The sequence below is a fragment of the Pseudomonas sp. WS 5059 genome (assembly GCF_012985525.1).
Lineage (GTDB): Bacteria > Pseudomonadota > Gammaproteobacteria > Pseudomonadales > Pseudomonadaceae > Aquipseudomonas.
This window is the reverse complement of sequence record NZ_JAAQWO010000004.1, coordinates 401,431-425,816: the sequence shown is the minus strand read 5'-3', so window position 1 is coordinate 425,816 and position 24,386 is coordinate 401,431. Positions and strand designations below refer to the sequence as shown.

Below are 24,386 nucleotides of genomic sequence, written 5' to 3'. Positions count from 1 at the left end.
CTCATTACTGGGCTGCCAATTCAGTGCCGGGGATGGTCAATACCTGGCCGACTTTCAGTTCATCGGTTTTCAGGCTATTGGCGCTGCGCAAGGTGGCAGCCGAGACCTGGAAGCGTACGGCCAGCATGGCCAGGGTGTCGCCGGGCTGCACCCGATGGTCACGCGGGCCCTGGGCAATTTTCCCGGAGTCCCGCAGCCAGGCGATATAAGTGCCCGGTGGCGGGTTCTGCTGGAAGAACTGGCGCACGCCGGCGCTGATGGAGCGCGCCAGCGCCTGCTGGTGGCTGGCGGAGGCGAGCTTGTTGGCTTCGTTGGCGTTGGAGATAAAGCCGGTTTCGACCAGGATCGACGGGATATCCGGCGACTTGAGCACCATGAACCCGGCTTGCTCCACCCGCTGTTTGTGCAGCGGCGTGACCCGGCCCATGTTGCTCAACACCTTCTGCCCGACGTTCAGGCTGGAGGTCAGCGAGGCGGTCATCGACAGGTCCAGCAACACACCTGCGAGCATGCGGTCCTTGTCATCCAGGGACACGTTGCCGGCACCGCCGATCAAGTCGGAACGGTTTTCGCTGTCAGCCAGCCAGCGTGCGGTCTCGGACGTGGCGCCACGATCCGACAGGGCAAACACCGAGGCGCCGAAGGCTGCCTTCGACGGTGCGGCGTCGGCGTGGATCGAAACGAACAGGTCCGCGCCCTTTTTGCGGGCGATTTCAGTACGTCCACGCAATGGGATGAAGTAGTCGCCAGTACGGGTCAATTCGGCGCGATAACCCTTCATCCCGTTGATCTGGCGCTGCAGTTCACGGGCGATGGCCAGAACCACATCTTTTTCGTGCTGGCCACGGGAGCCCGAGGCGCCCGGGTCTTCACCGCCGTGCCCGGCGTCGATCACTACGATAATGTCGCGCTTGCCGGCCGGCGCGGGTGGCAGCGGTGGCAACTTGACCTGGGGCTGCGCAGGATTGACCGGCACCGCCGGGGTGGTGGCAACCGCAGGGGTCGGCGCCGGGGTGGGCGCGGCGTCGGCAGGATTGTCAAAGAGGTCGACCACCAGGCGGTTGCCATACTGGGCGTTCGGCGCGAGGGAAAAACTCTTGGGCGTCACGACTTTCTTCAGGTCGATGACCACCCGCAGGTCGGTCGGCGTGCGCTGGGCCGAGCGCATCGCGGTAATCGGCGTGTTGGCGGTGGAAACCTTCAAGGGCGCAGCCAGGGTTGCACCGTTGATGTCGATCACCAGGCGATCAGGCGCCGTCAGGGTAAAGACGCTGTGCTGGACCGGGCCAGACAGGTCGAACACCAGTCGCGTGTTATCCGGTGCTCGCCACAGGCGCACACTTTTTACCTGTGAAGCGGCCAGAGCATTGACAGTCATTGCCGCAAGCAACACCCCCACGACAGCAACCAACGCGCGAAAGCGCATACCTAACCCACCCATTATTAGAATTCCAAAGCCAAAGCGGCGCACCAAGACTCACTGCGCGCGCTCTGGGACAACAATTTCAACTGACGCCCATGGTTATGCGGGGTAATGGTAATGGTCAGGTCAGGCTTTGGCAAAAAGCCTGTGCCCTTGTCCGGCCACTCGATCAGACATAAAGCATCGCCATCGAAGTAATCGCGGATGCCCATGTACTCCAACTCCTCAGGATCCACCAGGCGGTACAGGTCGAAATGGAACGCGCGCAGGTCACCGATCTCGTAAGGTTCTACCAGGGTGAACGTCGGACTTTTCACCGCGCCGGCGTGCCCAAGCCCGCGAATGATGCCGCGCGACAGCGTGGTTTTGCCGGCACCCAGGTCACCCTGCAGAAAAATCAGGCCCACGCCCTGGGTGATCTCGGCAATGCGTTTACCAAAAGCCACCATGGCCTCTTCATCGGCAATAAACAGGGTTACTTCAGACACGGTGACTGCTCCTCCAGCAACTGACGAATGGCAGGAATCAGGTCGCTGGCTACCAGGCCGCGACCAAAGGTGCCCTGGCGATCGCCCGCCGTGGCGTGCAACCACACCGCCAGGCTGGCGGCCTCGAACGCCGGCATGCCCTGGGCCAGCAGCGCGCCGGTCAGGCCGGCGAGCACATCCCCCAGGCCCGCCGACGCCATGGCCGGATGCCCCTGGTCACAACGCGATACCCGCCCATCCGGGCTGGCGATCAGGCTGCCAGCGCCCTTGAGTACCGTAACGGCATTGAATTTCTGGCTCAGCGCGCGCGCCACCTTAAGTCGGTCGGCCTGAACCTCGGCTGTCGAAATACCCATCAGCCGCGCCGCTTCCCCCGGGTGCGGGGTGATCACACAATCGGCCGGCAAGGTTACATGGCCTGCGGCCAGCAGGTTCAGCGCGTCAGCATCCCAGACCTGGGGTTGCCGGGCATTGGCCGCCACCGACAGCAGGCTCTTGCCCCACGCCATGTCGCCCAGGCCAGGGCCGATAACAATCACCGAGACTTTTTCCAGCAGGCCCATCAATTGGTTGGCCGAATGCACGCCCCGCGCCATGATTTCCGGCAAGCGGGTCAAGGCCGCCGGGACGTGTTCGCTGCGGGTCGCCAGGGACACCAGGCCAGCACCGCTGCGCAGCGCGCTTTCGGCACTCAGCAACCCCGCCCCGCCAAAGCCATGGTCGCCGCCAATCACCAGGACATGGCCAAACTGGCCCTTGTGGGCCTCTGGGGAACGCGCAGCCAGTTGCGGCAAATGGCCGGGCAACAGGGGCTGAACGTCAGTTATTTCGTGTTTTGTCTGCGGCATGCGTCTTCAAGCTCCGATGTCTGGCAGAATTATACGCATCTAACCTGCGGTTTCTCTCGTCTCATGCCTGCTATTACCACCGATCTGCCCGCCCTCGCCCAATCGATCAAAGACTGGGGCCGCGAGTTGGGCTTTCAACAAGTCGGCATCAGCGGCCTGGACCTGGCCGAGCATGAACAGCACCTGCAGCGCTGGCTCGACGCGGGCTATCACGGCGAGATGGACTACATGGGCGCCCATGGCAGCAAACGCTCGCACCCTGACGAGCTGGTACCCGGCACCTTGCGCGTGGTGTCCCTGCGCATGGATTACCTGCCCGGCGACACGCAGATGGCGCAACTGCTGGCCCAACCCGAAAAAGCCTACATCTCCCGCTACGCCCTGGGCCGCGACTACCACAAGCTGATCCGCAAGCGCGTGCAGCAACTGGCCGACCGGATCCAGGCACAGATCGGCCCGTTTGGCTTTCGCGCCTTTGTCGACAGCGCCCCGGTGCTGGAAAAAGCCATCGCCGAACAGGCAGGTTTAGGCTGGATCGGCAAAAACACCCTGGTCCTCAACCGCAAGGCCGGTAGCTACTTCTTCCTCAGTGAGCTGTTTGTCGACCTGCCGCTGCCCATCGATCCGCCCCACAGCACCGAACACTGCGGCCGCTGCACCGCCTGCCTGGATATCTGCCCGACCAATGCCTTCGTCGGCCCCTATGTGCTGGACGCCCGGCGCTGCATTTCGTACCTGACCATCGAACTCAAGAGCGCGATCCCCGAAGAGCTGCGGCCGTTGATTGGCAACCGGGTTTTCGGCTGCGATGACTGTCAGATCGTTTGCCCATGGAATCGTTTCGCCCGCCCCTCAGGAGAAAGCGATTTCAAGCCGCGCCACAATCTGGATAACGCCGAACTGGCTGAGTTATTTATGTGGGATGAGGATAAATTCCTCAGCAGCACCGAAGGCTCGCCGCTGCGCCGCGCCGGCTATGAGCGCTGGCTGCGCAACCTGGCCGTGGGCCTGGGCAATGCGCCCTCGAGCATTCCGGTGCTGGAAGCCTTGAAGGCACGCCTGGACTACCCCAGCGAACTGGTCCGCGAACATGTGGAATGGGCGCTGAACCAGCACGCGCTCCGTCAATGTTCGTCGTTGTAGACGAACTTGGGCATTTCCCAATGAAAGCGGATCGCCAGCAGACGCAATAGAAAACCGCTGAACAAGGTCAGCAGGATCGCCTGCTCGCTGGGCAATTCGAGGTAGATGCACAGCATGTAGCACCAGGCGGCGAGGAACGACACGCTGGCGTACAGCTCGCGGCGGAAGATCAATGGGATATCGTTACAGAAGATATCCCGCAGGATCCCGCCGAAGACCCCGGTGATCACCCCGCTGACCGAGGCCACCAGCATGCCGTGGCCCATTTCCAGGGCCGTCATGCAGCCGATCAGGGTGAACGCCACCAGGCCCACGGCGTCCAGCGCCAAAAACAGCGAACGCAAATGACGCATCAATGGGGCGATAAAGATCGTCACCAATGCCGCTACCGAGGTCAGCACCAGGTATTCCGGGTGTTTGACCCAGGTGAGCGGGTAGTGGCCAAGTAACACATCGCGCACCGAACCGCCGCCGAGGGCTGTGACGCACGCAATCAGCACCACGCCGAACCAATCCATGCCACGACGGCCGGCCGACAAGGCACCAGTCATGGCTTCGGCGGTGATGGCGATGAGGTAGAGCATCAGCAGCATGATGGCGATCCTTGCAAAGAGGCGCGCAGTCTAATCATTTGGCAGGGGCACCAAAAGGGGGCGGCCAGAAAACCCGCGCGAACATCCGTGTAGGAGCCCCGCTTGCCGGCGATGGGGCCCTTGAGGACGCCATCGCCGGCAAGCGGGACTCCTACAGAGGGCACCGCCCTGCTGCAAGTCAGGCCTTGATGAAATGCTTGCGATAGTGCTGCAACTCGGCAATCGACTCGCGGATATCATCCAGGGCCAGGTGGGTGCTGCCCTTGTGGAAGCTGTCCTTGACCTCTGGCGCCCAGCGCGCGGCCAGTTCTTTCAAGGTCGACACATCTAGGTTGCGATAGTGGAAGTAGCTTTCCAGCCCCTTCATGTGGGTATAAAGGAAGCGACGGTCCTGGCAGATGCTGTTGCCACAGATCGGCGACTTGCCTTTGGGCACCCACTTTTCCAGGAACGCAATCGTCTCGGCCTCAGCCTCAGCCATGCTCACGCGGCTGTCGCGCACGCGCTGGGTCAGGCCCGAGTTGCCGTGGGTGCGGGTGTTCCACTCGTCCATGGTGGCCAGCACCGCGTCGCTGTGGTGGATGGCGATCACCGGACCTTCGGCCAAGGTGTTGAGGTTGCTGTCGGTGACAATGGTCGCCATCTCGATGATGACGTCGGTGTCAGGGTTCAGACCGGTCATTTCCAGATCGATCCAAATCAGGTTCTGTGGGTTTTGCATGTCGTGGTTCCTTGGCACCTTGGCGTAGCTGCGCAGTTTAGCAGGCGGGGCGTGCTAGACTCGCGACCGTTTTATCCAACCTTTGCATTATCGACACGGAACACCAATGGCCAAACGCCAGCTCAACCGCCGCCAAAACTGGCGCATCGAAAAGATCCAGGGTGAACGCGCTGCCCGCGCCGCCAAACGTGAATCCTCTGCCGTAGAAGCGCTGGAGGGTGGCGACCTCGGCCCCGAGCAAACGGGCCTGGTAATCGCGCACTTTGGGGTGCAGGTCGAAGTCGAGGCCCTGGAAGGCGAACTGGCCGGCGCAGTGTTCCGCTGCCACCTGCGCGCCAACCTGCCGGCGCTGGTCACTGGCGACAAAGTGGTATGGCGTGCCGGCAACCAGGGTATCGGGGTGATCGTCGCGCAACTGCCGCGCACCACCGAACTGCGTCGCCCCGACAGCCGTGGCCAACTCAAGCCGGTGGCGGCCAACGTCGACATGATTGTCATCGTCTTCGCCCCGCTGCCCGAGCCCCACGCCAACCTGATCGACCGCTACCTGGTGGCGGCCGAACACGCCGGCATCCGCCCGCTGTTGCTGCTGAACAAATTCGACCTGATCGACGAACAGAACGCCCCGGCGCTCAATGCATTGCTCGCGGTGTATCGGCAGTTGGGCTACCCGGTGCTGGAAGTCTCGGCGCACCATGGCAACGGCATGGAACAGCTGCAACAGCAGTTGGACGGGCGCATCAGCGTGTTCGTCGGCCAGTCGGGCGTGGGCAAGTCGTCTTTGGTCAACAGCCTGCTGCCGGAAGTCGAGACCCGCGTCGGCCCGCTGTCGGAACTGTCCGGCCAGGGCACGCACACCACCACCACCGCGCGCCTGTTCCACTTCCCGGGCGGTGGCGAGTTGATCGACTCCCCCGGCATCCGTGAGTTCGGCCTGGGCCACGTCAGCCGTGCTGATGTCGAAGCGGGTTTCATCGAGTTCAACGACCTGATCGGCACGTGCCGCTTTCGCGACTGCAAGCACGACCGCGAGCCAGGCTGCGCCTTGCTCAAGGCCCTGGACGATGGGCGCGTGCAGCAACAACGGATGAACAGCTATCGCTCGATCATCGCCAGCTTGCCCGAAAGCAGCTATTAAGTCGTAGGTATGCGCTTGTGTGGGACCGGGCTTGCCCGCGATGCAGATAACTCGGTGCAATTGATGCACCGAGGTGATGCTATCGCGAGCAAGCCCACTCCCACCTAAGCCGCATCAGCTACCGGCCGGGGCTTCTCCGGGAGCCTTCACCCCACCCTCATCAAACAAATTCAGCTTCTGGCGCAGCTCATGGGCCGGCAACGGCTGCTGCTCGGGTGGCAGGGCGTTCGGGTCCACCGGGACTTCACCCGGAGCGCCCTCGCCCTGGGTCGGCACTGGCGGTGGAGTGCCCTGCTCGCCTTCGATGGCGCGCTGGGCTTTTTTGGTCAGCACCACGATGTCGATGCGCCGGTTGATCGGGTTGAATGGGTCCTGGGTATCAAACAACTGCGATGAAGCAAAGCCCACCACGCGCGCCACCTGGGTGTCTGGGTAACTGCCAGCCACCAGGGCGCGGCGGGCGGCATTGGCGCGGTTGGCGGACAGTTCCCAGTTACCGAAATCGCCCAGGCCCGAATACGGCTTGGCATCGGTATGGCCGCTGACGCTGATCTTGTTCGGCACCGCCTTGATGGTGTCGGCCATGGCCAGCAGGATGTCTTCGAAGTAGGGCTTGAGGCGCGCACTGCCAGAGTCGAACATCGGTCGATTGGCGTCATCCATGATCTGGATACGCAGGCCGTCCGGGGTGATCTCGAAGTGGATCTGATCCTTGAATTTTTGCAGTTGCGGGTTCTCGTCGACCTTGTTCTGCAGCTCTTGCAGCAACAACTCCAGGCGTTCCTGCTCGACCTGTTCGGCCATGCTCTCGACGGTCTGGCGTTCGATCGGGATGTTTTTCTGGGGCGCTTCGGTCTGGACTTCCGGGTTGATGGTGCGCTCGGGAGCCAACTCTGGCGAACCACCCAGGTCGATCACAAACGGCGTGCCACTCTCGGAGAAGCCGATGGGATCCTTGAAATAACCGGCGATGGCGATCTTCTGTTCCGGCGTCGCAGTGGACATCAGCCACAGCACCAGGAAGAACGCCATCATCGCCGTCGCAAAGTCGGCGAAGGCGATTTTCCAGGCGCCGCCGTGGTGCCCGGCAGCAAAGCGCTTGACGCGCTTGATGATGATTGGCTGGTTGTTTTCCATGGCTTAGCGACCGCGAACTGCTTGTTCCAGCTCGGCAAAGCTCGGGCGGTGCTTCGGATACAGCACCTTGCGCCCGAATTCCACGGCCAGGGACGGCGGCATACCGGAAGCCGAAGCCACCAGCGACGCCTTGATTGCTTCGTAGATATTCAGCTCTTCCTTGGCATCGTGGGCCAGGGAGGTGGCCAGCGGGCCAAAGAAACCATAGGCCGCGAGAATACCGAAGAAGGTCCCCACCAGCGCCGCGCCTACGTGCATACCGATGGCCGCCTGGTCGCCCTCGCCCAGGGACGCCATGGTCACCACGATACCCAGTACCGCCGCGACAATACCGAAACCGGGCATGCCGTCGGCGATGCCGGTCACGGCGTGGGACGGGTGCTCCAGCTCTTCTTTCAAGCTGAACAGCTCCATGTCGAACAGACCTTCCAGCTCGTGCGGGGCCATGTTGCCGGAGGACATGATGCGCAGGTAGTCGCAGATGTAGGCGGTCATGCGCTCGTCCTTGAGCACGGCCGGGTACTTGGCGAAAATCGGGCTCGCTGCAGCGTCCTCGATATCTGCCTCAATGGCCATCATGCCTTCGCGGCGGCTCTTGTTGAGGATCTCGTAGACCAGGCCCAGCACTTCCAGATAGAACGTGTGGGAAAAGCGCGAGCTGAACATGCCCAGCGACTTTTTGACCACGTGCATGGTCATGTAGCCTGGGTTAGCCTGCAGGAAAGCGCCAAACGCCGCACCGCCGATGATCAGCACTTCGAAGGGCTGGATCAGCGCAGCAATTTTACCGTGGGACAGAACGTATCCGCCGAGCACGCTTGCGATGACGACGATGATGCCGATAATTTTAGCCATAGGGGATGAGTACTTGCGCCGTCGGGTTCATGGACATATTCGGAAGATCTAAAAACTCTTCTTCTACTTATCGGCAAAACTGCGCCAGACTATAGCCCGTTAAGGCGAAAAGCCAGTTCGGCCCACTCCGGGCGTGTTGACCGCAAGTGATGATCGCGCCCCAATCATGGCAAACGAAACGACAGTCCCAACTGCAAAACCCAACTCCCTGGCTGGCTGGATCAAGCGTCTGGACGAGGTGCACCTGCCCGTCCCGCAAGCGAGCCACGTTGCGGTGTGCAAGGCCATCGGCGACAGCCGCCGTTCGTTGCGAGATATTGCGGAGCTGATGCAAGACAGCCCGGCGCTAGTCCTGAGCGTCATGCGCGAAGCCAACAACCAGGCCCACGGCAGCCTGGCAGAGCCGGCAGAAAACCTTGAAGTGGCAATCAACCGCCTCGGCCTCAAGCGCACCGAAGAACTGCTCGTGCGCCTGCCGTCGGTGCCGCTCAATGAAATCCCCGTGGCCCTGCGTCAACTGCAACTGATCAGCCAGCACGCCTCGCAACAAGCCAATGGCCTGTTCGCCAGCCGCCTGGCGCGCCTGTGGCAAGACATTCATTGGGGCAGCCTGCTGTTTCTCTCGCCGCTGTGGCCGATGGCCGTGGCCTACCCAAAGCTTTTGGAAGAATGGGAACTGCGGGTGATCCACAAGGGCCAATCGGCACGCAAGGTCGAGCAGGAACTGTTCGGCGTGCGCCTGCTGGAACTGTGCCTGGGGCTGACCGAGGCCTGGCGCTTGCCGATCTGGGTATCCCAGGGCTACCAACTGCTGCTCAAGGAACAACGCTTGCTGGTCAAGGCCCTGCACATCGCCCGCGATGAAGCGCCCCTGAGCCAGCAGCAAAAACTCGATGACGACCCAGCGCTGCGGCGCTGGCTGAACCAGCCGGCCAACACCGTGCTGCTGGCCAATGGCATGGCGCTGGCAGCGCAGGAGTCCTGGACCTGCCCGCACACCCAGCGCTGGCAGTACCTCACCGCACTGTACCTGCAACAACCGCTGGCCGATGTGCAGCAACAGGTGCACCAGCAGGCAGCCATCAGCGCCCGCCATACCTTGACCGCCGGTCTCTGGCACCCAGCGTTGGCACTGATCTGGCCGTGGCATGTGCAGCGGGTGCATCGCGGCCTGCTGCCAGCACCGCCGCCCACCGCCGAATCCCTGGCGGTCTGGCGCAAGCGCTGCAGCGAACTGTTGGTGGAGCCCAGCCGCTTCGCCAACGCCATGCACCTGACCACCTGTGCCAAGGAGGCCCTGGTGGCCAGTGGCATGCAGCGCGTCATGTTGCTGATGGCCGACAAGGCCTTGACCACGCTACGCGTGCATCAGGTCGATGGCCTGCCCAAGGACGCCGCCAACCTGAGCCTTGAAACCGCACAAAGCACGCTGCTGCAACGCCTGCTGGAGAAGTCTGCGCAGGTGCGCCTTAACCCGGACAATCACGCGCAATTCGCGGCACTGCTGCCGACCTCATTGCGTCGCCTGTTTGTCGGCGAGCACCTGCTGTTGCGCTCCCTGAGCTGTAACGGCCGGGTGGTGATGCTGATGGTGGCCGACCAGGGTGGCGGGCCGTTCTCCGAAACCACCGTGCAGGCCTTCGGTAAAACCGCCCAATGCATCGAGAAAGCCCTGCACTGCTTTACCAACCGCACCACCTGATGCTTGCGTTACAATCGCCCTCTTTTATCGCCCAACCTAGTGCCCGGGAGACCTCACATGCCTGACTTTTCTGGCTTGCCGCTGGTGATCGAGCCCAGCGACCTGCTTGGCCGCCTCGCCGCCGAGCCGTTGATTCTGGTGGACCTCACCAGCGCCGCCCGTTATGCCCAGGGGCATATCCCCGGCGCGCACTTTGTTGATCCCAAACGCACCCAACTGGGCCAGCCTCCGGCACCGGGGCTGCTGCCGGCCAAGGCCGACCTGGAGAAGCTGTTCGGCGAACTGGGCCACACTCCGGACGCCACCTACGTGGTGTACGACGACGAAGGCGGCGGCTGGGCCGGGCGCTTTATCTGGCTGCTCGACGTGATCGGCCACAAAAAGTATCACTACCTCGATGGCGGCCTGCTGGCGTGGCTGGATGAGCAGCACCCGGTGTCCACCGAGGCAACCGCCGCCGTGGGTGGGCCGGTCAGCCTGACCCTGCACGACGAGCCCACCGCCACCCGCGAATACCTGCAAAGCCGCCTCGGCGCTGCCGACCTGGGCATCTGGGATGCACGCGGGCCGCTGGAATATTCGGGAGAGAAAGTCCTCGCCGCCAAGGGCGGACATATTCCCGGCGCAGTCAACTTCGAATGGACGGCGGGCATGGACAAGGCGCGCAACCTGCGAATCCGCCGCGACATGCCGCAGATCCTCGAAGGCCTGGGCCTGAGCAAAGACAAAGAAATCATTACCCACTGCCAGACTCACCACCGTTCTGGCTTCACCTACCTGGTGGCCAAGGCGCTCGGTTATCCGCGAGTCAAAGGTTATGCCGGTTCCTGGGGCGAATGGGGCAACCACCCCGACACCCCCGTCGAGATTTAAGGTTTAAGGACAGTTCATGAAAAAGCGTTTGTTTATCCTCAGCCAGTACCTGCTGCCCCACCACCTGCTGTCGCGCCTGGCCGGCTGCATCGCCGAATGCCGTGTGCGCTGGTTCAAGAATGCCTTCACCACCTGGTTCGCCAAGCGCTACCAGGTGGATATGTCCCAGGCGCTGGTGGAAGACGTGACCGCCTACGAGCACTTCAACGCCTTCTTCACCCGCGCCCTGAAGGACGGCGCGCGCCCACTGGACCCAACCCCGGGCGCGGTGTTGAGCCCGGCAGACGGCGCCGTCAGCCAGCTCGGCTCGATCGAGCACGGTCGTGTGTTCCAGGCCAAGGGCCACAGTTTCAGCGTGCTGGAGTTGCTCGGTGGCGACGCCGCCGTTGCCGCACCGTTCATGGGCGGCGACTTTGCCACCATCTACCTGTCGCCGAAGGACTACCACCGCGTGCACATGCCACTGGCCGGCACCCTGCGGGAAATGGTCTACGTGCCTGGGCGGATTTTCTCGGTCAACCAGACCACCGCCGAAAACGTGCCGGAACTGTTTGCGCGTAACGAGCGTGTTGTCTGCCTGTTCGATACCGAACGCGGCCCGATGGCCGTGGTATTGGTGGGCGCGATGATTGTCGCGTCGATTGAAACCGTATGGGCCGGGCTGGTGACGCCGCCCAAGCGCGAGCTGAAAACCGTGCGCTACGACGAAGCCGCCCGTGCACCGATCCACCTGGAAAAAGGTGCGGAACTGGGGCGCTTCAAGCTGGGTTCGACCGCTATCGTACTGTTTGGGCCGGATCAGGTGCAGTGGGCTGAAGAACTGGTGGCAGGCACGCCGGTGCAGATGGGCCAGGGTATCGCGCTGCCAAAAGCCTGATGCAGCCTTCATTGTAGGAGCCGGCTTGCCGGCGATGACGGTGGTGAATCCAACACCGCTATCGCTGGCAAGCCAGCTCCTACATTTTGATCTCGGCTTACAGCTGCCCGTCGCGGTCGCGCAGGCCCAACAGATACAGCACACCGTCCAACCCCAACGTCGAAATCGCCTGCTTGGCCGACTGCTTGACCAGCGGCTTGGCACGGAACGCTACGCCCAACCCGGCGATAGCCAGCATCGGCAGGTCATTGGCGCCGTCGCCGACCGCAATGGTCTGCTCCAGACGTAAACCTTCCTTGTGTGCCAGCTCCCGTAGCAGATCAGCTTTGCGCTGCGCGTCGACAATCGGCTCGACCGCCACGCCCGTCACCTTGCCATCCACCACTTCCAGCTCGTTGGCGAACACATAGTCGATGCCCAGCTTGGCCTGCAATTGCTTGGCGAAGTAGGTAAAGCCGCCCGAAAGGATCGCTGTCTTGTAGCCCAGGCGCTTGAGTTCGGCGAACAGGGTTTCGGCACCTTCGGTCAAGCGCAGGGAGGCGCCGATAGAGTCGAGGACGCTGACGTCCAGGCCCTTGAGCAGCGCCAGGCGCTCCTTGAAGCTGGCGCGAAAGTCCAGCTCACCCGCCATCGCGCGTTCAGTGATCTGGGAAACTTGCTCGCCAACGCCCGCAGCCTTGGCCAACTCGTCGATGACTTCGGCTTCAATCAGGGTCGAGTCCATGTCGAACACCGCCAGGCGGCGATTGCGACGGAACAGCGAGTCTTCCTGGAAGGCGATATCCACGTTCAGTTCCTGGGCGACGCTAAGGAACTCGGCGCGCAAGGCCTGTGGATCGGCCGGCTCACCGCGCACAGAGAACTCGATACAACCCTTGCCCTGGTCCGCCGGCATGTCCAGCGGCATACGACCCGACAGACGGTCGATATGGTCGATGTTCAAGCCGTATTGCGCGGTGATCGAGCTGACCCGCTGCAACTGTTCGGCGGTGACCTTGCGCGTCAGCAGCGTGACGATGTGGCGTTTCTTGCCTTGGCCGGCCACCCAGTGCTGGTAATCCTCTTCGGATACCGGAGTGAACCGCACCTGCTGATCCAGCTTATAGGCCGTAAACAGGATGTCCTTGAGCACGGACGAGGCCTGCTCGGTATCTGGAATCTCCACCAGAATGCCGAACGACAGGGTGTCGTGGATCACGGCCTGGCCGATGTCCAGAATGGTCACGCCACCCTGGGCCAGGACACCGGTGATGGCTGCGGTAAGACCCGGACGGTCCTCACCTGTGATGTTAATCAGGACAATTTCGCGCAAAGCGCACCCCCGAGCTGGAAAAAAACCGCATTCTACCCACTTTCAGTGACCATCGGGCACAGCCAGCGCTTTGCCGGTCTTGGGCCTGTCGCTATACTGCGCGTCAACTTCACGGACCAAGAGCCGAGCGCAAGTGAACCGGCCCACGCCAGTAAAAACCGATAACTTCTTCCTGCTGATCTTCCGGGCACTGCGCCACCGCCGTGTACCGATCGCATTACGCATTGCCAGCCATAACGTGATCCTGGTCGCCCTGGCCCTGGTGATCTACGCGTGCGTGATGGGTTTGCAGTTCAAACAGGCCATGCACGAGCAAGCCGACGCCCTGGGCGAGAGCTTGACGACCCAGACCGCCACCTCGGCGACCGAGCTGTTGGTGTCCAATGACATCCTCAGCCTCAACGTGCTGCTCAACAACCTGACCAAGAACCCGCTGGTGGCCCACGCCGCCATCTACAGCGTGGACAACCGGATCATGGCCGAAGCCGGGCAACGCCCGAAAAACGGCCTGTTGGGTGAAGCCGAAGGCTTGTACCAGAGCAATATCACGTTTCAGGATGTGAAAGCCGGCCAATTGCGCATCAGCCTGGACATGCAACAGTTCCAGCAGCCGATGACCATCAGCCTGCAAAGCATGGGCATCCTCAGCGCGATCCTGCTGGCCCTGGCCCTGGCCTTGAGCCTGCGTCTGGGCCGGCATATCTCCACGCCCCTGATGCAACTGCGCATCTGGTTGCGCGACATCGACGAACACACTCCGGCCACCGACCGCCAGGATGAGATCGGCGACCTTGCCCGCCAGTTGCACACCAGCTTTGCCCCGGAGCCGGTCGTACCCGAAGCCAAGCCGGAGTCTGAGCCAGAGTTCGACGACACCGACTATGACGACGAGCCCGAGTTCGAAGTGCGCAACCTGCGCGACCCGAGCTTCGACGAATCGGCGCCGGTGGCAGGCCTCAAGCCGCTACCGCGCACCCTCATCAAGGCCGACGAAGACAGCCTGGACGAAGACGACCCGTTTGCCGACCTGCGTGACGAGTCGGCACCAAGCCCGGTGGTCGCGCCCAAACCTGCGAACAGCCAGCCCCAGCACAGCGCGGTATTGGCCGTGCAACTGGGCGCCCAGGAACAATTGCGCCGCCTGCCACGGGCACGCCTGACCGAGTTGCTGGAACGCTACCGCGACTGCCTTGACCAGGCGGCGTCGCTGTACCAGAGCGAGCTGCACACCCTCAACGATGGCAGCACGCTGATGCTGTTCCACAGCGAAGACAGCGGCGAAGATTATTTGACCAACGCCATCTGCTGCGGTGAGCTGCTGCGCGCCCTGGGCCATGCCTTGCAGATCGAAGTCGCTGACAGCGGCATCACCCTGCAACTGCAACTGGGCCTGACCTTGGGCGACGATCTATATGGCATGAGCCAGATCGACCTGTTGCTGACCGAAAACGCCCAGGATGCCCTGGCCTTGTCGCAACACAGCCGCAACCTGCTGCTGGTGGAGCGCAAGATCAGCGACGACGCCTTGATCCGCCAACGCGCGCGTATCCGCCCGATTGCCAGCCCTGAAGGCGCGTGCTGTGTAGAGCGTTTGATGGAGCCTTACCCGTCGATGCTGGAGCGCCAGCTGGCGCGGATGCATGAGACTCGGAACAAGCCCTAAACAACACTGCGGGCCCGCTCCCACATTTGATCTGCACCAAACAAAAAGGCCCGCTTACTCAGCGGGCCTTTTATTTGGCTGCGATCCAGGTCAGAACCTGAACACTTCCATATCCGTACGAATCGGCGAAGCCATCGGGATCTTTGGCTTTTCCGGAGCTGCCGGCTTGGCCGGGGCCGGGGCCTGTTTGCGTGGGGCTTCGGCAATCGGTGGCTGGTTGGCCAGCGGCTTGAGGGCTACCGACAACTGCTCAGCCAAACGCTGCAACAACACACCCTGGGCCTGGACCTGTGAAGCGGTGCTGCCGGCATGTTGCTCCTGCAGATGCACGATGCGGTTGTCCCGCACCTGGCCGCGGCGGTCGATCAGGCGCCATTGCGCGTCAAGGATCGCCGGCTGGGAAGCCCCGGAGTCCAGGCGCGTGATGGTCAGCAATACCTGCACATCGGGGGAGAAGCTTGTAGGCGCCGGCGACAGCACCACACGCTGGCTGTCCAAGTGGCCAGCCACCTGGCGCAACATCAACTGGTTGATATCCGACGACAGGCTACCGGCCCAACGGCCGTCGACGGAGCCTTGCAGGCTGCCATCGTCCTGGCGTTGCAGCAGGGTTTCACGTTGCAGGTAATCGGCAACCACTACCGGCCCGAGCAAGACCGCCATGCCAGCACTTTGCGCTGGCTGCGCCGGATTTCCGCTATCCAGCTGGTACAGCGACACCGGTTGGTGCGTAGTGCAACCCGCCAACCCCAAAAGGCCGGCGAGCATCAAAAATAAAGGAAGGCGTGGAGCAGTCATCATCCCATCCAGGTGGCTGCCACAAGGCAAACCACAATGTAATACTAAAAATAACCTATACGCGCTCAGCCACGCCGGCGCTGGAAAGGCCATATCATCCGTGAATATGCGCCATGACTCCAGCGCGAAAGCGCCGATCTACGCGTTAAATCGTAGATCGGGCGCTCTATATCGCTTTAAGCGGGTGTTTCTACCAGCAATGCATCTACCCGCTGGAAGCCACGGGGCAATTTGTTCCCGCGGCGTCCACGTTCGCCCTTGTAGTGCTCAAGGTCGTCAGGACGCAGGGACAACGTGCGTTTACCGGCCTGCAGCACCAGGGTCGAGCCTTCCGGGATCACCGCGATGTCGGTCACGTACTCTTCGCGACTGGCCACCCGCTCCCCTGGGATACCAATGATCTTGTTGCCCTTGCCCTTGCCCAGTTGCGGCAGGTCGCTGATCTTGAACACCAGCAAGCGCCCTTCGGTGGTCACCGATGCCAGCCAATTGCCCTCGCGGTCCTCGACCGGGCGCGGCAGGATCACCTTGGCGTTGTTCGGCAGGCTCAGCAGGGCCTTGCCCGCCTTGTTCTTGGCCTGCAAGTCCTCACCCTTGACCACAAAACCGTAGCCGGCGTCGGAGGCGATCACGTACAGCGAGTCATCATCGGGCAGCAATACACATTCAAAACTTGCCCCTGGCGGCGGCGTCAGGCGGCCGGTCAGCGGTTCGCCCTGGCCCCGTGCAGACGGCAAAGTATGGGCCGGTACCGAATAACTGCGCCCGGTGGAGTCGATAAACACGGCAAACTGGTTGGAACGCCCGGCTGCGGCGGTCTTGAACCCATCGCCCGCCTTGTACGACAAGCCAGTGGCATCAATATCATGCCCCTTGGCAGAACGAACCCAACCCTTTTCCGACAGAACGACGGTAATTTTCTCGTTGGGCAACAGCTCGGTTTCAGTCAGGGCCTTGGCTTCGGCGCGCTCGACAATCGGCGAGCGGCGGTCGTCGCCATAGGTTTCGGCATCTTTGATCAGTTCGCTGCGCACCAGCTTCTTGAGCTTGGCTTCGCTACCCAGCAGCGCTTGCAGCTTGGCTTGTTCCTTGAGCAACGCGTCCTGCTCGTCGCGCAGCTTCATCTCTTCCAGGCGCGCCAACTGACGCAGACGGGTATCGAGGATGTAGTCGGCCTGGATCTCGCTCAGTTCGAAACGCGCGATCAACTCGGCCTTCGGGTGCTCGGCGGTGCGGATGATGTGGATCACTTCATCCAGGTTGAGGTAGGCAATCAGCAAGCCGTCCAACAGATGCAGGCGGCGCTCGACCTTGTCCAGGCGGAACTGCAGGCGGCGGCGCACGGTATTGACCCGGAACTCCAGCCACTCCACCAGCAGGTTGCGCAGGTTTTTCAGCTGCGGCTTGCCGTCCAGGCCGATGATGTTGACGTTGACCCGGTAGCTGGACTCCAGTTCGGTGCTGGCAAACAGATGCTGCATCAGCACTTCGTGATCGACCCGGCTATTGGTCGGGATGATCACGATGCGGCAAGGGTTCTCGTGGTCGGACTCGTCACGCAAGTCCGCGACTTGCGGCAGCTTCGACGGCTTGGCCTGCATCAGCGCGGCAATCTGTTCCAGCACCTTGGCGCCGGAGACCTGGTGCGGCAAGGCGGTGACGATGATGTCGCCATCTTCGACGTGGTACACCGCGCGCATGCGCACCGAGCCCTTGCCGGTCTCGTACATTTTCAGCAGGTCGGCACGCGGCGTGATGATTTCCGCTTCGGTCGGGTAGTCCGGACCCTGGATATGCTCGCACAGCTGCTCGACCGTGGCCTTGGGCTCATCGAGCAGGCGCACGCAGGCGCTGGCGACTTCACGCAGGTTGTGCGGCGGAACGTCGGTGGCCATGCCCACGGCGATGCCGGTGGTGCCGTTAAGCAGGATATTGGGCAGGCGCGCCGGCAAGACCAGAGGCTCGTCGAGGGTGCCGTCGAAGTTCGGGCCCCAGTCTGCCGTGCCCTGGCCCAGCTCGCTGAGCAGCACTTCGGAGTAACGCGACAGCCGCGCCTCGGTGTAACGCATGGCGGCGAACGACTTGGGATCATCCGGCGCACCCCAGTTGCCCTGGCCATCGACCAGGGTGTAGCGGTAGCTGAACGGCTGGGCCATCAGCACCATGGCTTCATAGCACGCCGAGTCGCCGTGGGGGTGGAACTTGCCGAGCACGTCACCGACGGTACGCGCCGACTTCTTGTGCTTGGAGTCCGCGTCCAGGCCCAACTCACTCATGGCGTAGATAATGCGCCGCTGTACCGGTTTCAGGCCGTCGCCGATATGCGGCAAGGCACGGTCCATGATCACGTACATGGAGTAGTTGAGGTAGGCATTTTCGGTGAAGTCAGCCAGCGACCGGCGTTCTACGCCGTCTAAGCTGTCTGCAAGGATGTCACTCATGCGGGCCTCATCATTGTCTGGTCTGGCGCAGCAGCAAGGTGCCGCCACGCTGGGTAAATTCAAGTTGTTTCAATGCGCTCATGCCCAACAGCACTTGCTCGCCACCCAGGCCCGGCGCCACCAGGGCGCGTACGTCCTGCAGGACGATATCGCCCAACTGCAGGCGGTCGAGGTGGGTGCGATAGCCCTGGCTACGGCCGTTGGCGGTGCTCAAGGTCACCGGCAAACCGCGCTTGAGCCCCAGGCGCTCGGCCAACTCGGCCGGCACCGCCACATCGGTGGCACCGGTGTCGAGCATGAAATCCACCGGCTGGCCGTTGATCTGGCCAGTGGCGACAAAATGCCCCTGGCCGTTGCCGACCAGTTTCACTTCTATATAACCCGCGTGTTGCTGCGAGGTGACCACGGCGTTGGGGTTTTCCTGCCGCGCCTCCCATTGCCCAAAAAACCGTGTTGCCAAAAACAGCCCCGCGCCCCAGGCCACGAACATCAATAGGCGTCCAGCGCGCTTGCCGGGCGGTTGCGTGCTCACGGCTGGGCGCTCCAGCCACCGGCCGGGGCGGCAAAACGATAGACCATCGGGCGTTTTTCACCATCGGCCCGGGCGCCGAAATTATTGTCGATGCCAACCCAGGCACCGTCAGCGTCAATCAGCAGCGCTTCCGCCAGCCCGTAACTCTGGGGGTAGCGCCGATTTGGCAGCAGGGCCTCATCGGCGTACGACCAGCACAACTCGACCTTGGCCGTCACGCTGTCGCGCCGGCAGATCTGGAACGCGTTGCGCTCCAGGGTAAACAGCTTGCCGTTGAACAGCGCCAGGTCGGCAAAATCCTTGGACACCGCCCTGGCCCCCGGAAACTGCGCCGGCTGCATTTCCTGGCCGGCTTCGCTCAACAGTACGCATGGGCCATCACAATCCCAAACGCTTTGCCCGCGCTTGATCGAGATCAGCCCACGCCGCTCGCGCTCGGCCGCCAGCCAGATCTGATTGCCCTCGGGGTTGATCGCCAGGCCTTCAAACAACGCATTGAAGTGCAGCAGCAAGCCACTGGCCCGCGCTTCGCGAACCATGCCAGGGGCAATTTTCAGCCACTCTGGATCACCGCTTGCCGGCACCTGCAGCACTGCCGCATGGGCTTCGCTGACGATGTAGCGATTACCTGCGGCGTCACAGCTGATGCCTTCAAAATCCAGGTCGCCGCCGCGTATCACCGACGCTGCCGTGGTGCGCGCGCGCAAGCCCCACGGCAGGCCCGACTCGGGCACTGGTGGCACGTCGAGCTTTACCGTCTCGGCCTGCCAGGTGTCGGCGCGGGTGTCGAGGCGGTAGATCTGGTCGTCGTCGCGGTCAGAGACCGTCCACAACTCCTTGCCACACAACGCCAGGCCCGACAGGTTGCCGCCGCGCATGCCGTCTACCGGGTGTTCGGACAGCAACTTGAGCTCGACCGCAGGCTGGGCAACTGCCTGGGTAGCTGCCAACCCGCTCAACAACAGTATCGCCAGGGCGAAACCGCTGCGCATCAGCCCAATACCTCGGCCAGGTTGCCTTTGGACTCCAGCCAGGCCTTGCGGTCGCCGGCGCGTTTCTTGGCCAGCAACATGTCCATCATTTCCGAGGTGGCGGCGTAGTCGTCCAGGGTCAACTGCACCAGGCGCCGAGTATTCGGGTCCATGGTGGTTTCGCGCAGTTGCGGCGGGTTCATTTCACCCAGGCCCTTGAATCGGGTGACCTGCGGTTTGCCGCGCTTCTTCTCGGCTACCAGGCGGTCGAGGATGCCGTCGCGCTCGGCTTCGTCCAGGGCGTAGAAAATCTCTTTGCCCAGGTCGATGCGGTACAGCGGCGGCATCGCCACGTAGACGTGACCGGCATCCACCAGCGGGCGGAAATGCTGGACGAACAAGGCACAGAGCAAGGTTGCGATGTGCAAGCCGTCGGAGTCGGCGTCGGCGAGGATGCAGATTTTGCCGTAGCGCAGCTGGCTCATGTCCTCGGCGCCTGGATCGACGCCAATGGCCACGGCGATGTTGTGCACTTCCTGGCTGGCCAGCACTTCGCTGCCATCGACTTCCCAGGTATTGAGGATCTTGCCGCGCAGCGGCAGGATCGCCTGGAACTCCTTGTCCCGTGCCTGCTTGGCCGAACCGCCGGCGGAATCACCCTCCACCAGGAACAGTTCGGAGCGCATCGGGTCCTGGCCGGCGCAGTCCGCCAGCTTGCCGGGCAATGCCGGGCCCTGGGTGATGCGCTTGCGCTCGACCTTTTTGCTGGCCTTGAGGCGACGGCCGGCGTTGTTGATCGCCAGTTCCGCCAGGGCCAGGCCCAGCTCCGGATGTTCGTTGAGCCACAGGCTGAACGCGTCCTTGACCACACCCGAGACAAACGCCGCGGCCTCGCGGGACGACAGGCGTTCCTTGGTCTGGCCGGAGAATTGCGGCTCCTGCATCTTCATCGACAGCACAAAGGCGATGCGCTCCCAGACGTCTTCCGGCGCCAGCTTCACGCCGCGCGGCAGCAGGCTGCGGTATTCGCAGAATTCACGCATCGCATCCAGCAGGCCCTGGCGCAGACCGTTGACGTGGGTACCGCCCTGGGCGGTGGGGATCAGGTTGACGTAGCTTTCCTGAACGCTGTCGCCACCCTCGGGCAACCACAGCAAGGCCCAGTCCACCGCCTCCTTGTTACCGGCCAGGCTGCCGCAGAACGGCTCGTTGGGCAGGCGTTCGAAGTCGCTGACCGAGTCTTCGAGGTAGGAGCGCAGGCCGTCTTCGTAGTGCCACTCGACCTTTTCGCCGGTGCCTTTGTCTTCAAAACTGACCAGCAAGCCCGGGCACAACACGGCCTTGGCCTTGAGTACGTGCTTGAGGCGGCTGATGGAAAATTTCGGGGAATCGAAGTATTTCGGATCCGGCGCAAAGTACACGCTGGTCCCGGTGTTGCGCTTGCCGACGGTGCCGACCACTTCCAGCTCGGTGGCCTTGTAGCCATCGGCGAAGGTCATCTGGTATTCGTTGCCGTCGCGCTTGACCTTGACCCGCACCTGCGTGGACAAGGCGTTGACCACGGAAATACCAACACCGTGCAAGCCACCGGAGAACTGGTAGTTCTTGTTGGAGAACTTGCCGCCGGCATGGAGCTTGGTGAGGATCAGCTCGACACCCGAAACCCCTTCCTCGGGGTGAATGTCCACCGGCATACCGCGCCCGTCGTCGGACACTTCCAGGGAGTGGTCGGCGTGCAAAATGACCTGGACCGACTTGGCGTGCCCGGCCAAGGCTTCGTCGACGCTGTTGTCGATGACTTCCTGGGCAAGGTGGTTCGGCCGACTGGTGTCGGTGTACATGCCGGGGCGTTTGCGCACCGGGTCGAGGCCCGAGAGGACTTCGATGGCGTCGGCGTTATAAGAGCTAGCGCTGGGAGTGGCCATGGGGTCTCGTCGTGAGTCGTTCGATTAAAAAGTAACCTGCGGTTTCACAATGCGGTGAAATCGAAGGATTGGTACTGATCTGCGCCAATGCCGGCAAAACTCAACAACGCCGGCAACTGTCGGCCAAAACCCTGGTAACCGTGGTCGCCGCCAGCCTGGATACGCAAGGCACAGGCCCGGTAATACTGCTCGGCGAGGCGATAATCCAGTGTTTCGTCCCCGGTCTGCAACCACACCTGATAGCGCTGGGCATCCTGGGGCGCTGCAACCTCAAGCTCAGCCAGGGCCGCGACGTGATCGTGGGTCAGTTCCCAGGTTTCATCGGTATAGAGGTTCTTCTGGGTGCCCAGGTAACCGTCGAACATGCGATGGGGGCTGACCGCCGGGTTGACCAGCAGCGCCTTGAGGCCATGGCGTTCGGCAAGATGGGTTGCATAGTAGCCGCCGAGTGAGCTGCCGACCAGCAGCGGCCGCCCCAGCTCGCCGATCGCCTGCTCCAGCTGGGCAATCGCCTGGCGCGGGTGGTGATGCAAGGCCGGCACCCGCAGTTGGTCGGCCAGACCGAGACTGTCCATCACGCCCATCAGCAAGCTGGCCTTGGTCGAGGCTGGCGCGCTGTTGAAACCGTGGATATACAAGATCGAAGCGGACATGCCGGGCTCTCCGTGCGTTATCGGCCAAAGGGGCGCAGTTTACAGGGAATGACGCAGTGTGAGCAGGGTTACTGCCGAACGCGGTCTGCCAGGGGTGTGGGAGCGGGCTTGCCCGCGATGGCGCTATATCAGTGATAGATTTGTTGGCTGACCCACCGCAATCGCGGGCAAGCCCGCTCCTACATTTTGATGTGTGTTTGCAGGTTTAGTAGCCGTTACTGCCGTAATCCACGGTAAAGGTGAAGTCTTTGACCCGCTCTACCCCAGTGTCCAGCCGTCCATCCGGATGCAGACGCAGCCAACGATAGCCTGGCGCCTCTTCACTGACCTTGAAATCCTCACTGCCGGGGGCGAACTGGATGCAGGTCGACGGCGACGCCAGCAAGCGCACGCCATGGCGTTCCCGGTCGATTTCCTGGTGCACATGCCCCCACAGCACCGCCCGCACCTGGGGGAAGCGATCGAGCACGGCGAACAGCGCCTCGGGGTTGCGCAGGCCAATCGGCTCCATCCAGGCACAACCGATAGGCACGGGGTGATGATGGAAGCACACTAGGTGATGGCGGCCCGGTGCTTCACTCAAGGCTTGCGCCAGCAATTGCAGTTGCGGCTCGGCCAGATAACCCGGCACCGAGCCCGGCACGGCGGAGTCCAGCAAAATCACCCGCCAGTTGCCCACATCCACCACCGGTTCCAGCAGTGCGCTGCCCATGGTCGCCTGGGCCATGACCTGCGGCTCATCGTGGTTGCCCGGAATCCAGCGCGCCGGGACGCCAAGCTGCTGGCTCAGGTCGCGAAACTGCTGGTACGACGCAAGCGTACCGTCCTGGGACAAGTCACCGGTGGCCAACAGCAAATCAATCTGCGGTTGCTGGGCCCGAACCAGCTCGATCACCCGTTGCAGGCTGTCGCGGGTGTTCATGCCCAGCAGCGTGCCGTCGGCCTCGGCAAACAGGTGGCTGTCGGACAGTTGCACCAGCAACGCCGGCGCATCAGGGTTCACGGTGGATACGCTCGGCAAGGCGTTCTCCCAGGGCGATCACAAAAATGGACAATGGGCGCAATTATGCTGGGGCAGGACACAAAGAGGAAACCCGTGAAGCGTACGCAGTTCACCTCTAGCGCACGACTTCAAACTCATGGCCCAAGGCCAGGCAATGACTCAACCATTCACCGAGGAACACATTGAGCTGTGCTTTCTCATCGGGCTGGTGCATGAACACATTGGGGTAAGGATAGATGCTGCGAAAGCGCCGCGCATGTTCGGCGCTGACCACTTCGGCCATCCGCGCATCGTGATACACCTGCACTTCCAGCTGCGGCACCGGCAGCCATGGCAGGCTGTGCTCCTGGCGCACGCGCAGGGTGCTGGTGTACGGGCAGGTGAGGATGACTTCCAGGTTCAGCACGCCGAGCATCTGGTCGCCGTGGGTCACGGCAATGCGCCGCGCTTGCGGCGTGCGGCGCATGTCTGGCAGCAGGCGCATCAGCCGCGCATAGTTAGCCTCGCAAGCGGCTTGCAAGCCGATCAGGTCGACCCGGTAGCGTTCCCGTGTCTTTACTGCCATAGCCCCCTCACTTCCGCGCGATTAAGCGCAAGCCATTGCAGGGCGATAATGCTGGCTGCGTTGGAAATCTTACCGTCGCGCACCGCTTGCAGGGCATCTTCAAATGCCCAGGTGGTGACGCGGATATCTTCTGCTTCTTCGGCCAGGCCGTGGATACCGCCGGCACCGGTACTGTCGCAACGCCCCAGGAACAGGTGGACGAATTCGGTGCTGCCACCCGGCGAGGGGAAATATTTGGTAATCGGCCACAGCGCCGAGAAGGTCAGCCCAGCTTCCTCCTCGGCTTCGCGGTGCGCAACCTCCTCCGGTTGCTCGTCCTTGTCGATCAGGCCGGCAACCATCTCCACCAGCCAGGGGTTGTCGGTGCGCCCCATGGCGCCCACGCGAAACTGTTCGATCAACACCACTTCATCGCGCTGCGGGTCGTAGGGCAGTACACACACGGCATCGTGGCGCACAAAGACTTCACGATTGATCACCGGGCTCATGCCACCATCGAACAGCTCGTGGCGCAGCTGTACACGATCGAGCTTGTAGAAGCCCTGGTAGGCATTGTCGCGCTGAACGATTTCAATTTTGTTCGGCGTCGATTTCGCACTGTCGGTCATATCAACCCTCGTTTAATACGGTGTGTGTCTGAGCATCGCGCCATCCTACAGCGCCCGCGTGCCTCGGTGCAGCCCCTTTGCAGTTGCCGGGACGGGCGGCGGCGGTCAAACTCACTG

At 62.5% G+C, this 24,386-nt stretch carries 23 protein-coding genes; 6 read left to right on the top strand and 17 right to left on the bottom strand.

Annotated features, from left to right (window positions below; all coding sequences use genetic code 11):
• Positions 1-4: 4 nt before the first annotated feature.
• From HBO12_RS14265 to HBO12_RS14255, 3 genes are read right to left on the bottom strand one after another with little or no spacing between them, the layout of a single operon-like run.
• The gene (locus HBO12_RS14265; RefSeq protein WP_169952436.1) at positions 5-1,426 is read right to left on the bottom strand and encodes an N-acetylmuramoyl-L-alanine amidase; all 1,422 of its coding nucleotides are present in this window, start codon (positions 1,424-1,426) and stop codon (positions 5-7) included.
• Positions 1,427-1,443: 17 nt separating this feature from the next.
• Positions 1,444-1,911 (bottom strand): tRNA (adenosine(37)-N6)-threonylcarbamoyltransferase complex ATPase subunit type 1 TsaE, encoded by a 468-nt coding sequence (gene tsaE / locus HBO12_RS14260; protein ID WP_169952216.1) that lies wholly within the window; start codon positions 1,909-1,911, stop codon positions 1,444-1,446.
• On the bottom strand, positions 1,899-2,759 hold the full coding sequence (locus HBO12_RS14255; RefSeq protein ID WP_169952218.1) for an NAD(P)H-hydrate dehydratase: 861 nt from the start codon (positions 2,757-2,759) through the stop codon (positions 1,899-1,901). The genes tsaE and HBO12_RS14255 overlap by 13 nt, the downstream gene beginning before the upstream one ends.
• 63 nt (positions 2,760-2,822) lie before the next feature.
• On the opposite strand from HBO12_RS14255, the gene queG reads away from it, so the two are divergent.
• The gene (queG, locus tag HBO12_RS14250; protein ID WP_169952220.1) at positions 2,823-3,902 is read left to right on the top strand and encodes a tRNA epoxyqueuosine(34) reductase QueG; all 1,080 of its coding nucleotides are present in this window, start codon (positions 2,823-2,825) and stop codon (positions 3,900-3,902) included.
• On the opposite strand, the gene HBO12_RS14245 is transcribed toward queG, so the two are convergent.
• The gene (locus HBO12_RS14245; RefSeq protein WP_169851492.1) at positions 3,884-4,498 is read right to left on the bottom strand and encodes a trimeric intracellular cation channel family protein; all 615 of its coding nucleotides are present in this window, start codon (positions 4,496-4,498) and stop codon (positions 3,884-3,886) included. The two genes, queG and HBO12_RS14245, sit on opposite strands and share 19 nt — an antisense overlap.
• A 175-nt stretch (positions 4,499-4,673) precedes the next feature.
• Positions 4,674-5,216, bottom strand: coding sequence for an oligoribonuclease (orn, locus tag HBO12_RS14240; protein ID WP_169952222.1), 543 nt, complete (start codon positions 5,214-5,216; stop codon positions 4,674-4,676).
• Between the two features lie 106 nt (positions 5,217-5,322).
• On the opposite strand from orn, the gene rsgA reads away from it, so the two are divergent.
• Entirely contained in the window at positions 5,323-6,354 is a 1,032-nt protein-coding gene (gene rsgA, locus HBO12_RS14235; RefSeq protein WP_170042451.1) for a small ribosomal subunit biogenesis GTPase RsgA, read from the top strand.
• Between the two features lie 114 nt (positions 6,355-6,468).
• Here the strand turns inward: rsgA and motB are convergent, their stop codons facing one another.
• Positions 6,469-7,491: a flagellar motor protein MotB gene (gene motB / locus HBO12_RS14230; protein WP_169952225.1), complete on the bottom strand. Its 1,023-nt coding sequence runs from the start codon at positions 7,489-7,491 to the stop codon at positions 6,469-6,471.
• A gap of 3 nt (positions 7,492-7,494) precedes the next feature.
• The gene (motA, locus tag HBO12_RS14225) at positions 7,495-8,346 is read right to left on the bottom strand and encodes a flagellar motor stator protein MotA (RefSeq protein ID WP_169952227.1); all 852 of its coding nucleotides are present in this window, start codon (positions 8,344-8,346) and stop codon (positions 7,495-7,497) included.
• 166 nt (positions 8,347-8,512) lie between these two features.
• Here motA and HBO12_RS14220 point away from each other — a divergent pair, with 166 nt between their 5' ends.
• The 3 genes from HBO12_RS14220 to asd are packed head-to-tail and all read left to right on the top strand — an operon-like array spanning position 8,513 to position 11,798.
• Complete coding sequence (locus HBO12_RS14220; RefSeq protein WP_170042449.1) at positions 8,513-10,048, top strand: HDOD domain-containing protein; 1,536 nt, start codon at positions 8,513-8,515, stop codon at positions 10,046-10,048.
• Between the two features lie 57 nt (positions 10,049-10,105).
• Entirely contained in the window at positions 10,106-10,921 is an 816-nt protein-coding gene (locus HBO12_RS14215) for a rhodanese-like domain-containing protein (RefSeq protein WP_169952231.1), read from the top strand.
• A 16-nt stretch (positions 10,922-10,937) separates the two neighbouring features.
• A complete protein-coding gene (gene asd, locus HBO12_RS14210; protein ID WP_170042447.1) occupies positions 10,938-11,798 on the top strand; it encodes an archaetidylserine decarboxylase in 861 nt (286 codons plus the stop codon).
• Between the two features lie 97 nt (positions 11,799-11,895).
• On the opposite strand, the gene serB is transcribed toward asd, so the two are convergent.
• Positions 11,896-13,110: a phosphoserine phosphatase SerB gene (gene serB / locus HBO12_RS14205; protein WP_169952235.1), complete on the bottom strand. Its 1,215-nt coding sequence runs from the start codon at positions 13,108-13,110 to the stop codon at positions 11,896-11,898.
• A 133-nt stretch (positions 13,111-13,243) separates the two neighbouring features.
• On the opposite strand from serB, the gene HBO12_RS14200 reads away from it, so the two are divergent.
• A complete protein-coding gene (locus tag HBO12_RS14200; protein WP_169952237.1) occupies positions 13,244-14,773 on the top strand; it encodes an AhpA/YtjB family protein in 1,530 nt (509 codons plus the stop codon).
• A 90-nt stretch (positions 14,774-14,863) separates the two neighbouring features.
• Here HBO12_RS14200 and HBO12_RS14195 read toward each other — a convergent pair whose 3' ends face one another.
• The 9 genes from HBO12_RS14195 to HBO12_RS14155 all read right to left on the bottom strand — a co-directional run bounded on the left by HBO12_RS14195 (position 14,864) and on the right by HBO12_RS14155 (position 24,269).
• Entirely contained in the window at positions 14,864-15,571 is a 708-nt protein-coding gene (locus tag HBO12_RS14195) for a PqiC family protein (RefSeq protein ID WP_170042445.1), read from the bottom strand.
• Positions 15,572-15,747: 176 nt separating this feature from the next.
• Entirely contained in the window at positions 15,748-18,012 is a 2,265-nt protein-coding gene (gene parC / locus HBO12_RS14190) for a DNA topoisomerase IV subunit A (protein ID WP_170042443.1), read from the bottom strand.
• A 10-nt stretch (positions 18,013-18,022) separates the two neighbouring features.
• A complete protein-coding gene (locus tag HBO12_RS14185) occupies positions 18,023-18,544 on the bottom strand; it encodes a TIGR02281 family clan AA aspartic protease (RefSeq protein ID WP_169952241.1) in 522 nt (173 codons plus the stop codon).
• A complete protein-coding gene (locus tag HBO12_RS14180) occupies positions 18,541-19,536 on the bottom strand; it encodes an esterase-like activity of phytase family protein (protein ID WP_169952244.1) in 996 nt (331 codons plus the stop codon). The genes HBO12_RS14185 and HBO12_RS14180 overlap by 4 nt, the downstream gene beginning before the upstream one ends.
• The gene (parE, locus tag HBO12_RS14175; protein WP_170042441.1) at positions 19,536-21,440 is read right to left on the bottom strand and encodes a DNA topoisomerase IV subunit B; all 1,905 of its coding nucleotides are present in this window, start codon (positions 21,438-21,440) and stop codon (positions 19,536-19,538) included. The genes HBO12_RS14180 and parE overlap by 1 nt, the downstream gene beginning before the upstream one ends.
• 44 nt (positions 21,441-21,484) lie before the next feature.
• Positions 21,485-22,093 carry a YqiA/YcfP family alpha/beta fold hydrolase gene (locus HBO12_RS14170; protein ID WP_169952248.1) on the bottom strand — a complete coding sequence of 203 codons (609 nt, stop codon included), beginning with the start codon at positions 22,091-22,093 and terminating at the stop codon, positions 21,485-21,487.
• Positions 22,094-22,298: 205 nt separating this feature from the next.
• Positions 22,299-23,114, bottom strand: a complete 816-nt coding sequence (cpdA, locus tag HBO12_RS14165; protein ID WP_170042440.1) for a 3',5'-cyclic-AMP phosphodiesterase — start codon at positions 23,112-23,114, stop codon at positions 22,299-22,301.
• 97 nt (positions 23,115-23,211) lie between these two features.
• Positions 23,212-23,661 (bottom strand): DUF1249 domain-containing protein, encoded by a 450-nt coding sequence (locus tag HBO12_RS14160; RefSeq protein WP_169952252.1) that lies wholly within the window; start codon positions 23,659-23,661, stop codon positions 23,212-23,214.
• Entirely contained in the window at positions 23,652-24,269 is a 618-nt protein-coding gene (locus HBO12_RS14155) for an NUDIX domain-containing protein (protein WP_169952254.1), read from the bottom strand. The genes HBO12_RS14160 and HBO12_RS14155 overlap by 10 nt, the downstream gene beginning before the upstream one ends.
• Positions 24,270-24,386: the final 117 nt, after the last annotated feature.